Source organism: Haloarcula rubra (genome assembly GCF_019599465.1).
GTDB lineage: Archaea > Halobacteriota > Halobacteria > Halobacteriales > Haloarculaceae > Haloarcula > Haloarcula rubra.
In genome coordinates this window covers 517,282-529,680 of record NZ_RKLR01000001.1, presented here as the reverse complement: position 1 = coordinate 529,680, position 12,399 = coordinate 517,282, and the positions used below count along the sequence as shown (strand labels likewise).

The following is a 12,399-nucleotide window of genomic DNA, read 5'->3' as shown; positions in this document are numbered from 1 at the left end:
GAACCGTCCGGCTTATCCGGCCGAACCTCCCTACACCCACCTATGGACTGCCGGCAGTGTGCGACGCCGCTGGACCGACCGGGCGACTACTGTCTGGTCTGTCACACTGCCAACACCGAGGCCGTCGTCCTCGAACTCGGCCGCGACCGGGCGACCGTCTCCTGTATCGCCGACGAGTCCGTCGTCGGCCGGCGCACGGTGACGACGACGCCGGAGGGCGAGGACACCGACGAGAAGGCCGTCGTCGAGTTGCGCAACTTCGCCGGCCTCGTCGCCGACGAGGTACGGCGCAAGCGCCCCGAAGAAGTGTACGTCACCGGCGACCGGGACGTCATCGCCGCCGTCCGAGGTCAGTTGCACCACGAGTTCTTCCGCGTCGAGGGCGACGACCCCGTTCAGCGCGTCCTCGACCGGCAGGGCGAACCCGCGCTCGACGTCGTCGACGCCGCGCCGGCCGAGAAGTTGGGTGGGAGCCACTCGACGCTCATCGGCGGCCGCTCCGGCCAGCGGGTCATCCACACCGTCGCCGGCCACCCGCACGTCAAGAAGGTCATCCCCGGCCCCATCGACGCCGGCGGGTCGAGTTCGCCCACGGGCGTGCGGGCGAAGGCGACCCGCGCCGACACCAACGGCAACGTCCGCGTCCTGATTCGGGACGGCTCCAGCGTGCAGGAGAACCGCGTCGTCACGACGGCCGGCGACCGGGAACTCGGCGAGCACGTCCGCGACGACCTGAACGAAGCCCTGCGGGACGCCGAGTTACAGGACTGAAGACGGCGATGACGCTCAGTCCGTCTCTTCGAGCGCCGCTTCGTAGCTCGACTCGACGAACGGCGCGAGTCGTTCGACCCCGTCTTCGTCGACGGTCACCTGCACCCACTTCGTCACCGTCCGCTCGCCCGCCCGAAACGGTCCCGTCTCGAACGCCGCCTCGAGTTCCGGTCGGTCCGTCTCGGGGAGGCGCGTGAGTGCGACGCCGTCGGTGACGACGACGGCGAACAGCGTCCCGTCGGCCTGATACGACGGACAGCCGAACATCGTTCGTTCGGTCACCGCCGGCCACTCCGAGACGAGGTCGTCGAGGGCCGCCTTCAGCGCCGCGCCGGTCTCCGGGTCGTAGTACGTCATCTGTCGGTCTCCGTGTACTCGCGAGTACGACAGCGAGCACGATAGCTGCTGTGACGCCCGCTCGGTGGCCGACCGAGTTCGCGGCCGGGGGACGCGTGGTTAGGATAGCCGCCGGGCGTCGAGCGCCAGCGGGGCCACGTGGAGCAACCCCAGCAGGAGAAAGGCGACCGGTTCGACGAGCGAGAACCGCACGCTCCCGACGAGGAGGACGGCCAGTGCGACGGCGCCCGAGGTGAGGTAGGTCCGGCCCCGCTCGGCGTCGCCGGCCCCTTCGAGCAGGCCGCCGGTCCAGCAGTAGCCGACTGCTGCGGCGCCGGCCCACACGTGCCAGAAGGCGATGGAGGCGGGGACGAGTCCCGCGAGACCGGCCAGCGTCAGGCCCGTCGCCGTGCCGTTGACCGCACCCCAGACGAACATCGCGTCGGAGAACCGCACGGCGTCCGGGCCGTGCAGGACCGTCGTGCCCGCGAACGCGCCCACGAGGACGACCCACAGCGCCGTAGCGGCAAGCGCGGCGTTCGGGGGGTCGAGCCACGCGAGCGCCTGTGTCCCGCCCCAGCCCAGAGCCCCCGCGGCGGTCCCGGCGAGCAGGAACTCGGATTCGGTGAGGCGGCCGCTCGTGGCGGGTGCGACGTCGCGGAGCCGAAGTCGGAGGCCGTCGGTCGGTGCCATCGCTCCTCGTTCGCGGTCGACGGTAATGGATGTGGCTGTCCCTACGTCAGCTCTGCGGCGAGCAGGAGGACGCTCGGTGCCACCAGCAGGACGACGCCCACGAACATGAGCAACGCCGGGAGCACGAGCAGTCCCATCTCGGTGAACAGCCAGAGCCCGAGCCCCGCGAGCAGTGCGACGAGCCCGACGAGGCGCAGTAGCCATGTGACGACACCCTCGAGTTCGGAGTCTGCGACGACTTCGACGACTTCGAGTGCTTCGTCCATAGCACCAGCACTGTTTGGCACGGCGTGGTTTAGTCGCTGTGGCCACGGTTCCACCGTTCCGTGGGTCACCGCGGGAGTGAGTGCCTGACGCAGTTCGGTTTGCGTCCGTCTCGAAGGGCTTATGTGGCCGCTCGGCCGACCACAGAGTACTATGGCCAACAAGAGAGGACGAACCGGGAGCGCCGGCCGCTTCGGCGCTCGCTACGGTCGCGTCGCTCGCCGCCGCGTCGCCGAAATCGAGTCGGAGATGAACGAGGACCACGCCTGCCCGAACTGCGGCGAGGACCGCGTCGACCGGCAGGGGACCGGTATCTGGCAGTGCAGCTACTGTGACTACAAGTACACCGGCGGGAGCTACAAGCCACAGACGCCCGGTGGCAAGACCGTCCGCCGTTCGATTCGCGCCGCGCTGGCCGAAGACGAGGAGTAAAGGGCCTTCACGCCCACCCATCTGGTATGAGCTACAAGTGTTCACGCTGTAAGCGCGACGTAACACTCGACGAGTACGGTGGCGTCCGCTGTCCGTACTGTGGCCACCGCGTCCTGCTGAAGGAGCGGTCGCCCGACGTCAAAGAAATCGACGTCAATTGACAGCGCCACACCGAACCGTTCTCACGTTCGACTACCCCGACGCGGAGCGCGCACGCCGCGTCGAGCGGAGCCTCCGTCCGGAACTCGGTGCCATCGACGGCGACCGGACGACGGCGACGCTGACCCGCGACGGCGCGACGCTGGAGTTCACCGTCGCGGCAGAGGACCTCGTCGCCCTCCGCGCCGGCTGTAACACGTGGCTGACGCTGACGAGCGTCGCCGAGGCCGCGGGCGAGAGCCTGTAGCACGGGTCGCAGTCGGTCGATTCTACTATCGTCTCTGATAAATTGACCGACAGTATATAGTTGTCAGAGGTGGTGCGTATGTGCAACGTGAGACGGCGGACCACTTCATGACAGACCACTCTCAGTCCCGGACTGTGGCCACGGATAGCCAGCAGACCGAGCGGACCACTATCCTGTACGTCGACGCCGACCCAGCGACGCGCGAACGGACGCGGGCCGAGGTGACTGAGCACCGGGCCGACATCGACGTCGCCGCCGTCGGGAGTACCGACGCGGCGCTCGACGTCGGGGCGGCGACGCCCCCAGAGAGTCTCGTCGTCGACCCCGTGGGTATCGAGGGGGCCGACCGACTCGTCGACACCTTCGACTGCCCAGTGGTACTGTACTCGGCACGGGACCCGGCGGACGTCGACGAGGCGCTGATCGACGCGGCGACGACGGTGGTCGAGAAGGGGGCCGACGCGAACGAGTCGTTCCTCGCCGAGAAGGTCGCCAGCGTCGTCGAACCGGCCGTAGACCGGTCCACACACGCCTTCCAGACCGCAGTCGAAGACGTCGCGGACCGCGCCGACGAGGGCGAACTGACGGTGTTGGTCGACGACGCTGGCGACCCGGTCTGGTCGCGTGGGGCCCTCGACGGCGTCGGCCTCGACTTCGGGGCGACGAACGTCTACGACGCGGTGGCGACGCTGGCGTCGGACACTGCGGCCGACGACGTCGCGGAGCGCCTTCGGGACGACCCGACGGACCCGGTGACGGTCCGCGTGGAGACGGACCAGAACGACCGACACCTCCGGCTTCGGGGCTACGACCTACCGGCCGCGGCCGGGTCGCTCCGCCTCTTCGAAATCGAGGACATCACGGGGGAGGCCCGTCGGGAGGCCAGACTGTCACGGCTCGAAGGACTCACCGAGCAAGCGCAGGACGGCTTGTACACCCTCGACGAACGCGGCGTCGTCGACTACTGTAACGCGTCGTTCGCCGAGATGCTGGGCTACGAGCCGTCGGAACTGACCGGGAAACACGCGTCGGAGACGCTCGCACCCGGCGAACTGGCGACGGGCCAAGAGACCATCGAACAGTTGCTCGAAGACGAGGCCGACGGCACGAGCGTCGACCTCACCTTCCGGTGCAAGGACGGGACGGAGCGGGAGATATCCGTCCACTACACGCTGCTCCGAGACGACAGCGGCACGTATCGCGGCCTGCACGGCGTCGCCCGGGACGTCACGGAGCGACGCGAACGCGAGCGCGAATTCAGGGAACGCACGGAACTGTTCGAACAGTTGGTCGACCGCTTCCCGAACGGTACGGTGTTCCTGTTCGACGAGGAGTTCCGGTACACGGAAGCGGGCGGCGAAGACCTGGCCGCACACGGGTTCGAACCGTCTGATTTCGTCGGGAAGACGCCACGAGAGGTGCTGCCCCCGGAGAACGCGTCGCTCCTCGAAGAAGCGTACGAAGCGGCCTTCGAGGGGCGGACCAGCGCGTTCGTCGACGAGTACCGGGGCACCCACTACTACGTGCAGGTGATACCGATACGCGACGACGACGGGGCGGTCGTCTCGGGAATGACCGTCGCACAGAACATCACGGACCGGGTGGAGTACGAACAGGAACTCGAGCAGTCGAACGCGCTCCTCTCGACGCTGCTCGACGCGCTCCCGGTGGGCATCCTCGTCGAGGACGACGACCGCGAGATTCTGACGGCCAACCAGCGACTCGTCGACGTCTTCGACATCCCCGGGTCGGCCGAGGACCTCGTCGGCACGGACTGTTCGGCCGCCGCCGAGCGCGTGAGCCAGCAGTTCGCCGACCCCGAGTCCTTCCTCGCCGAGACGGAGCAGTTGCTGGCGGACCGCTCGACCGACCTCCGAACGGACCTCGAACTGAGCGACGGGCGGACGGTACAGCGGAGTTACATCCCCATCGACCTGCCGGACAGCGAGGGCAATCTCTGGCTCTATCGGGACGTCACCGAGCAGCGAGACAGAGAGCGGGAACTGGAGCGAACGACCGAGCGCCTCGAACTCGCGCTGGAGGGGGCCGAACTGGGCGTCTGGGACTGGAACGTCGAGACTGGCGACGTCGCCTTCGACGAGCGCTGGGTCGGGATGCTCGGCTACTCACTGTCGGAAATCGAACAGCGAGTCGAGACGTGGGAGGAGTTAGTCCACCCGGACGACACCGACCGCGCCTGGGACGCTATTCAGGCCCACTTCGACGGCGAGTCGGACATCTACCAGTGTGACCACCGCCTGCGGACGAAAGACGGCGACTACAAGTGGATACGGGACATCGGCCGGGTGTTCGAACGCGACGAGGACGGGACGCCGCTCCGGGCCGTCGGTATCCATCAGGATATCACCGAGCGAAAGCACCGCCAGCAGGAACTCGAAGCACAGCGTGACGACCTGGCGACGCTCACACAGGTCCAAGTCCTCATCCAGGACGTCATCCGGGCGCTCGGGACGGCGGCGACCCGAGACGAAATCGAGACCACCGTCTGTGACCGACTGGTCGAGTCAGAGTTCTACGAACTCGCGTGGATCGGCGAACGTGCGGGCCCGGACAATCGAATCACCAGAGAGGCGGTCGCCGGCGACGAAGACGGGTATCTCGACATCGTTGCCGACCGGACGACGCCGTCAGACCGCGCACACGGACCGGGGACCGTCGCGATTCAGACGGGCGACGTGCAGGTCGTCGACGACATCGCCACCGACGACCGACTGGCTGGCTGGCGCGACGAAGCGCTCGACCGGAACTACCGGTCGGCGGTCGTGGTTCCGCTCCGACACGACGACGTCGTCCACGGGGTCCTCGTCGTCTACGCCAACCGCGTCGACGCGTTCAGCGACCGCGTCGTCGACGCGTTCACGGTCCTCGGTGAGATGGTCGGGTTCGCCTTCACCGCCGTCCAGAACAGACGGCTCCTGACGCACGACCGGGTCCTCGAGATGGAGTTCGAGTCCGAGGACCGGGACGCGTACCCCATCGTCGTGGCCAGCCGACACGACTGTCGGCTCGAAGCGGCGGGCAGCGTCGACGTCGGCGACGAGGCCCTCCAGTACATCCGCGTCGACGGTGCCCCGCCGGCAGACGTCCTCGAGAGTCTGTTGACGTTCGAGCCGATTCTCGACGGCCGCGTCGTCCGGGCCGGCGCTGACGGCGGTGTCGTCGAAGTCCGGACCACGGAGACTTACCAGTCGCTGCTCCTCGACGTCGGTGCACGCCTCGTCGACGCCGTCGCGGAACCGACCCGACTCTCGGTGGTCGTCGAGGCGCCGACGGACGCCGACCCGCGGACGATACAGGAGACGCTCTCGGCCCAGCACAGCGGGTTCGACCTCGTCGCGAAACGGGAACGCGAGCACCGACCGACGACCGTCACGGACGACTCGCCGCTCCGAGACCAGTTGACCGACCGGCAACTGGAAGTGCTCAGGGCGGCCTACCTCGCCGGCTACTACGAGTGGCCGCGGGATACGACGGCCGAACAACTGGCCGACACGCTCGACATCTCTTCCCCGACCCTCCACCAACACCTGCGACGGGCCGAACGGAACCTGTTCGACGCGCTGCTGGACGTCTGACCGTAGCGGTCCGAACGAACGGCCGGTCGCGACACTGTACCTAGAAGACTAGGTGCTGTGTTGATGTGCGATACTATCGTCGATTCGCACACGCGCCAATGAGCGACCAGTCATCCAACCCGGGGCCGGGGGAAGAAACGTGGCGTGGGATGACTCCGCAGGACCGGGGTCTCACGACGCCGATGGTGGACGACGTCTTCGAGGCACTGTCGGACTGGCGACGACGTGCGGTCTGTCGCTACTTCACGACCTGTGGGGGGACAGGAGCCGACGTCGGGACGCTCGCTGCCGCCGTCGCGGAACGGGGACGAGAGACCAGTCTGCCCGAGGCCGACACCGACGTCGAGGCCGTAGAGGCCGAACTGGTCGAGACACACCTCCCCGAACTCCACCGCCTGGGTATCGTCGACTACGACGAACGGAGCGAGGCCGTCCGGTACTGGGGGTCACCGACCGTCGAGAAGTGGGCCGAACACGCGGCGGCGGTCAGCGACCGCACCGAGTTCTGAGACGAACCGCCGTACTCGCGCGAGTACTGCGACGTGGCGGTTGCTACGAGCGTCACGCCGTCGTAACCGACACGCCCATCCGTTCGTCGTCCGAGCGAGGACTATGGACCTGCCACCGGTCGGTCTCGGGACGATGGGAATCGACGACCCCGACACCGTCACGACTGCTATCGACGCCGGCTACCGGCACCTCGACACGGCACAGGTGTACGAGAACGAACGCGTCGTCGGCGACGCCGTCGCGTCGGCGACTGTCGACCGCGAGGCGCTGACCGTCGCGACGAAACTGTGGATAGACCGCCTCGCGGAGGACGACGTTCGACCGGGGACCGAGGCGAGTCTCGACTGTCTCGGCCTCGACAGCGTGGACCTCCTGTACGTCCACCGGCCGCGCGGCGACTACGACCCGGCGACGACCCTACCGGCAGTCGACGCGGTTCGCGAGGCCGGCCTGACCACGCACGTCGGCCTGTCGAACTTCGACCCCGACCAACTCGACGCCGCCCGCGACCACCTCGCGAGTCCCGTCGCCGCCCATCAGGTCGAGTTCCACCCGTACTTCCGACAGGAGGCGCTCCTCGAGGACGCCCAGCGCCACGGCTACCCGCTGGTGGCGTACTCGCCGCTCGCCGGCGGGCAGGTGTTCGACGACCCGACGATACGGGCCGTCGCGGAGAAACACGACACCTCCCCCGCCGCCGTCAGCATCGCGTGGGTCACGTCCCACGACGACGTCGTCACCATCCCGAAAGCGTCCTCGCGGGCACATCTCGAAGCTAATCTCGCGGCCGCCGACCTCGAACTCGACGACGACGATATCGACCGCATCGACGCTATCGAGCACAGAGAAGAGCTGTTCCCGGAGTAGGCCTCCCGGTGCCGCCCGCCGGTACCGATACAGTTTGGGTCTGTCTGTTTACACGCCTCGCATCTATTGGTCCGTATGTCGACACTCGACGCAGTCACGACCGTTCCGCTCCAGACGACACAGTCCGATGCAGCGGCGGCCGTCGCATCGGACCTCCTGTTGTCCTCGTCGCTCTGGGTAAACATCGCGCTCGCGGGGCTCTCCATCCTCCTGTTCGTCTACATGGGCCGGGGGGTCGACGCGTCCCGCCCGAAGCTCATCTGGGCGGCGACGCTGTTCGTCCCGCTGGTGTCGCTGGCCAGTTACGCGGCACTGGTCGCCGGCCTCACCGTCGGCTTCACCGAGATGCCGGCGGGTCACCCGCTCGGCGGGCAAGAGGTCCTGAGCCAGTGGGGTCGCTACCTCACGTGGACGCTCTCGACGCCGATGATACTGCTCGCGCTGGGCCTGCTCGCGGACGTCGACACCGCAGACCTGTTCACCGTCGTCGTGGCCGACATCGGGATGTGCGTCACGGGACTGGCGGCCGCGCTCATCACGTCCTCGTACGGTATGCGCTGGTTCTTCTACGGCGTCAGCTGTGCGTTCTTCCTCGTCGTGCTGTACGCCATCCTCGTCGAGTGGCCGCGGGACGCCGCGGCCGCCGGGACCGACGAGATATTCGGGACGCTCCGTACCCTGACGGTCGTCCTCTGGTTGGGGTACCCTGTCATCTGGGCACTCGGCGTCGAGGGCCTCGCGCTCGTCCAGTCCGTCGGACTCACGTCGTGGGGGTACTCCCTGCTCGACATCGGCGCGAAGTACCTCTTCGCGTTCCTCCTGCTCCGCTGGGTGGCGAGCAATCAGTCGACGGTCGCCGAGGGGGCCGCCGGGACGACGGGCGGCGACGCCGCGCCCGCCGACGACTGAGTCCCCGGCACCGACGACCCGGCCGCTCGCCCACTCAGTTCTCTAGTTCGTCGGTGACGGCGTACCGGTCGGAGAACCGTTCCAGCGTGTCCCTGCGGAGCGCCACGTAGAGTCCGAACACGGCGAACATGGTGACGAGATAGACGTAGATGACCGGCTGTGAGAAGTCGGTCCCCCCGACCGGGAACGTCCCGAACCGGCCGACCGGCGTATAGAGGCTCGGGTCGGCGTCGCTGGCGGTCCATACGCTCGCTGCCGGCCGCTGGAACAAAAATCCCGGCGGACGCCGGTATCGGTACCGTCCCGGGGCGCGGTCGGCGGTCGGGCCGTCGCCTAGGGCGACAGACGCTGTCGGTCTCGCGGGAACAGCACTGCTTCGCGGATGTTCTCGAGTCCGAGCATCGTCATGACGAGGCGCTCGCCGCCGAGGCCCCACCCGGCGTGGGGCGGCATGCCGTACTTGAACATCTTGGTGTAGTAGTCGAACGCCTCGGGGTCCAGCCCCTGCTGTTCGAAGCCGGCGACGAGGTGGTCGTAGCGGTGCTCACGCTGGCCGCCGGAGACCAGTTCCATCGACGGGTGCATCATGTCGAACCCGGTCGAGACGTCCTCGTCGTCGTCGTGGTCCTTGATGTAGAACGGCTTGATCTCGCTTGGCCAGTCGGTGATGAAGTAGTGCTCGCCGACTTCCTGCCCGAGGACGTGTTCGGCCTCCGTCGAGAGGTCGTCGCCCCAGACCAGCGGCTCGTCGAGTTCGCCGGTGGCGTTGATCTTGTCGATGGCCTCCTGATAGCTGAGACGCGGGAACTCGCCCTCGGGGGCCGCGAACTCGTCTTCGAGGCCGAGCGCTTCGAGTTCCTCGGTGCAGTTCTCGGCGACGCCCTCGTAGGCGGCCGTGACGACGTGCTCGCAGGCGTCCATCGCCTCGGTGTGGTCGTAGAAGGCCGACTCGAAGTCGATGGAGGTCGCCTCGTTGAGGTGCCGGGGCGTGTTGTGCTCCTCGGCGCGGAAGATGGGGCCGATCTCGAAGACGCGTTCGAGGCCGGAGCCGACCATCAGCTGTTTGAACAGCTGCGGGCTCTGGTTCATGAACGCCTCGCGGCCGAAGTACGTGATGGGGAACAGTTCCGTGCCGCCCTCGGTCCCCGTGGCGACGATCTTCGGCGTGTTGATCTCCGTGCAGTTCAGCTCGCGGAAGGCCTCGCGCACGGAGCGCAGGACCTCGGCGCGAATCTCGAAGATGGCCTTGACCTCCTCCTTGCGGAGGTCCAGCGTGCGGTTGTCGAGTCGGGTCGGGAGTTCGGCGTCGACCTTCCCGGAGGGGTCGAGCGGCAGTTCGGGGTCGGCTTCCGAGACGACGTCGACGCTCTGGGGCGTGACCTCGACGCCGGTGGGAGCGCGTGGCTCCTCCTCGACGGCGCCGGTGACAGAGATGACGGACTCGCGGTGGACGTTCAGCCCCGTCTCCACGAGGTCGTCGTCCATCTCGTCTTTCTCGAACTTGACCTGAATCTTCCCGGTCGTGTCTCGAAGGATGAGGAACGCGATGCCACCGAGGTCCCGAATCTCGTGGACCCAGCCTGCCACGGTGACTTCGTCACCGGGCTCGGCGTCCGCTGTGTAGGTGCGGTCTTCCATAGGGATGCGTTCTGGTGGCCGGGACTTAAGGAAAGTCATTCGTAGCGAGGGGCCGCCCTCCGGGAGCGGCCCTCGAAGCAGCGAGCGGGGAGAGGCGGCCGGTCCAAACTAGTCGGGTAGTCGCGTTAGATACACACGGCGTCTCGTACCTGCTATGTCCGAGACGACCCTCGAAATAACAGCGTCGAAAGCGGTCCTGCAGTCAGCGGCCGACAGCGAGTGGTTGGCAAGCGACAGCGTCGTCGACCTGAGCGACTGGCCCTGACCGTCAGAAATCGCCCGGCTGGAGCCGGGTCGGACCCGCCGCCCCGTCTACGGTCTCCGCGTCGGTCCGGTCGGTAGACGCCGTCTCGTCGTTCGCCGTGACCTGTACCTGCGCGTCGGTCACGTCGTCGGCCTCGTCGATGTTCGCGTCGTCGTCGCGGTCGAGTTTGAACAGGTCGACGAGTTCTTCGATGTTGTCGCCCGCCGTGCTCAGCGCCGTCGCCCGACGAGCCACGGTGTCCATCGCCTCCGCCTGTTCGTCGATACCGCTCGCTATCTCTTCGACCGCGGCGCTCACCTGGTGGGCCATCGAGGCGGTATCGTCGACGAGCGCACTCACCTCTTCTGCATCGTGTGCCTGTGACTCGACGGCGTTCGTGATCTCCGAGACGCCGTCGTTGGTCTCCGAAATCCGCTCCCGGATGGTATCGAGGGTTTCGGCCGACTCCTCGACGGCGTCGGCCCCGGTCGAGACGCGCCTGTTCGCGTTCTGGATGCTCTCGGCGAGATGTGCCGTCATCGATTCGGCTTCCTCGATGATGCTGACGATGTCGTCGGCCGACTGCCGTGAGTCCTCCGCGAGGGTCTTGACCTCGTTCGCGACGACTGCGAACCCCTCACCACCGGTGTCGGCCCGAGCGGCTTCGATGTTGGCGTTGAGCGCGAGGATGTTCGTCTGGTCGGCGATGTCGCTGATGATGGCGACGATGTCGCCCACCTCTTTCATGTGGGCCTCCAGTTCGTTCATCTCCGTCGCCACGTCCGACGCGGCGTCGGTCGCGTCACGTATCTCGTCGAGGGTCTCCCGAATCGTCACGACCCCCTCCCGAGTGAGGCCCTCCGCCGTCTCAGAACGGGCACTTATCTCCTGTGCCGTCGCGGTAATCTCTTCGATAGACGCCGAGAGGTCGTCGACGGTCCGCTCGGCGGATTCGGCCTCCTCGGCGACCCTGCTCGCGCCCGTCGCCATCTCGTTGCTCGACGCGTCTATCTCCTGGATGGAGGCCGTGACCTCCTCCGTCGAGGCACTCAGCGTGTCACTCGTCGCGGCGATGGTCTCGGACTGGTCGTCGAGGCTCGAGACGACGCTCCGCACGTTGCTCACCGCCCGGCGGAGGTCGTCGTTCATCTCGACGAACTCCTCGTAGACGGCCTGCACCTCCTCGAAATCCGACTCGGGCGGTTCGACTGTCGGGTCGATGGTGAGGTCGCCGTCGCCGAGACGCGTGAGTTTCTCTCGGAGGTCGTCGAGAACGTCGCGCTGGTACGTCTCCAACGCCTCGGTCCGCTCTCGGCGCTCGATGCGGGCGCCGATGTCGCGGTCGATTTCGACGGCCCCAATACACGTCCCCGAGTCGTCGTAGACCGGTCTGACCGTCCGGCTGACGTCGATAGAACGGCCGTCGACGACGAACACCTCTTCCCGGTCCTCGATAGCCGACTCGTTGACGATTGCCTCCCGTGCGGCGTGGCTCACGCCGCTCTGGGTGTCGAGGAGCGATTCGGGTTCGACGCCGACCACGGTGTCTTCGTCGACAGCGAACAGGTCGCGTGCGTGGTCGTTACACTGCGTTATCTCGCCCTGTGCGTTCAGGACGAGCGTCGGCATCCCGAGTCCCGCGAGGACCAACTGGTCCGGGGTCGCGTCGTCGAGGTCCACGTCCGGTCCGTCCCGATTGCCAAACAGAACCATGACCTCACATGGCTAATGGT

14 protein-coding genes are annotated in these 12,399 nt (G+C 67.3%); 8 read left to right on the top strand and 6 right to left on the bottom strand.

Annotated features, from left to right (window positions below; genetic code table 11):
• Window positions 1-42 precede the first annotated feature (42 nt).
• Complete coding sequence (locus EGH21_RS02845) at window positions 43-771, top strand: DUF2103 domain-containing protein (RefSeq protein ID WP_220616953.1); 729 nt, start codon at window positions 43-45, stop codon at window positions 769-771.
• A gap of 15 nt (window positions 772-786) precedes the next feature.
• Here EGH21_RS02845 and EGH21_RS02840 read toward each other — a convergent pair whose 3' ends face one another.
• The 3 genes from EGH21_RS02840 to EGH21_RS02830 all read right to left on the bottom strand — a co-directional run bounded on the left by EGH21_RS02840 (window position 787) and on the right by EGH21_RS02830 (window position 2,066).
• Window positions 787-1,128 carry a TfoX/Sxy family protein gene (locus EGH21_RS02840; RefSeq protein WP_220616952.1) on the bottom strand — a complete coding sequence of 114 codons (342 nt, stop codon included), beginning with the start codon at window positions 1,126-1,128 and terminating at the stop codon, window positions 787-789.
• Window positions 1,129-1,227: 99 nt separating this feature from the next.
• Window positions 1,228-1,800: a hypothetical protein gene (locus tag EGH21_RS02835; RefSeq protein ID WP_236035363.1), complete on the bottom strand. Its 573-nt coding sequence runs from the start codon at window positions 1,798-1,800 to the stop codon at window positions 1,228-1,230.
• Window positions 1,801-1,841: 41 nt separating this feature from the next.
• On the bottom strand, window positions 1,842-2,066 hold the full coding sequence (locus tag EGH21_RS02830) for a hypothetical protein (protein WP_220616951.1): 225 nt from the start codon (window positions 2,064-2,066) through the stop codon (window positions 1,842-1,844).
• A 121-nt stretch (window positions 2,067-2,187) separates the two neighbouring features.
• On the opposite strand from EGH21_RS02830, the gene EGH21_RS02825 reads away from it, so the two are divergent.
• The 7 genes from EGH21_RS02825 (at window position 2,188) to EGH21_RS02795 (ending at window position 8,784) form a co-directional block, all read left to right on the top strand.
• A complete protein-coding gene (locus EGH21_RS02825) occupies window positions 2,188-2,496 on the top strand; it encodes a 50S ribosomal protein L37ae (protein WP_220616950.1) in 309 nt (102 codons plus the stop codon).
• Window positions 2,497-2,522: 26 nt separating this feature from the next.
• Window positions 2,523-2,657, top strand: coding sequence for a DNA-directed RNA polymerase subunit P (locus EGH21_RS02820; RefSeq protein WP_162316872.1), 135 nt, complete (start codon window positions 2,523-2,525; stop codon window positions 2,655-2,657).
• Window positions 2,654-2,902: a KEOPS complex subunit Pcc1 gene (locus EGH21_RS02815; protein WP_220616949.1), complete on the top strand. Its 249-nt coding sequence runs from the start codon at window positions 2,654-2,656 to the stop codon at window positions 2,900-2,902. Before EGH21_RS02820 ends, EGH21_RS02815 begins: the two co-directional genes overlap by 4 nt.
• A 107-nt stretch (window positions 2,903-3,009) precedes the next feature.
• Window positions 3,010-6,498 carry a PAS domain S-box protein gene (locus tag EGH21_RS02810; protein ID WP_220616948.1) on the top strand — a complete coding sequence of 1,163 codons (3,489 nt, stop codon included), beginning with the start codon at window positions 3,010-3,012 and terminating at the stop codon, window positions 6,496-6,498.
• 98 nt (window positions 6,499-6,596) lie between these two features.
• Window positions 6,597-7,007, top strand: a complete 411-nt coding sequence (locus EGH21_RS02805) for a DUF7344 domain-containing protein (protein WP_236035362.1) — start codon at window positions 6,597-6,599, stop codon at window positions 7,005-7,007.
• A 103-nt stretch (window positions 7,008-7,110) separates the two neighbouring features.
• On the top strand, window positions 7,111-7,875 hold the full coding sequence (locus tag EGH21_RS02800) for an aldo/keto reductase (RefSeq protein ID WP_220616947.1): 765 nt from the start codon (window positions 7,111-7,113) through the stop codon (window positions 7,873-7,875).
• Window positions 7,876-7,950: 75 nt separating this feature from the next.
• Window positions 7,951-8,784, top strand: a complete 834-nt coding sequence (locus EGH21_RS02795; RefSeq protein WP_220616946.1) for a bacteriorhodopsin — start codon at window positions 7,951-7,953, stop codon at window positions 8,782-8,784.
• A gap of 34 nt (window positions 8,785-8,818) precedes the next feature.
• On the opposite strand, the gene EGH21_RS02790 is transcribed toward EGH21_RS02795, so the two are convergent.
• The 3 genes from EGH21_RS02790 to EGH21_RS02780 form a co-directional block, all read right to left on the bottom strand.
• Window positions 8,819-9,055: a hypothetical protein gene (locus EGH21_RS02790; RefSeq protein ID WP_220616945.1), complete on the bottom strand. Its 237-nt coding sequence runs from the start codon at window positions 9,053-9,055 to the stop codon at window positions 8,819-8,821.
• A gap of 62 nt (window positions 9,056-9,117) precedes the next feature.
• Complete coding sequence (gene aspS / locus EGH21_RS02785) at window positions 9,118-10,422, bottom strand: aspartate--tRNA(Asn) ligase (RefSeq protein WP_220616944.1); 1,305 nt, start codon at window positions 10,420-10,422, stop codon at window positions 9,118-9,120.
• A 268-nt stretch (window positions 10,423-10,690) separates the two neighbouring features.
• Complete coding sequence (locus EGH21_RS02780) at window positions 10,691-12,379, bottom strand: methyl-accepting chemotaxis protein (protein WP_220616943.1); 1,689 nt, start codon at window positions 12,377-12,379, stop codon at window positions 10,691-10,693.
• Window positions 12,380-12,399: the final 20 nt, after the last annotated feature.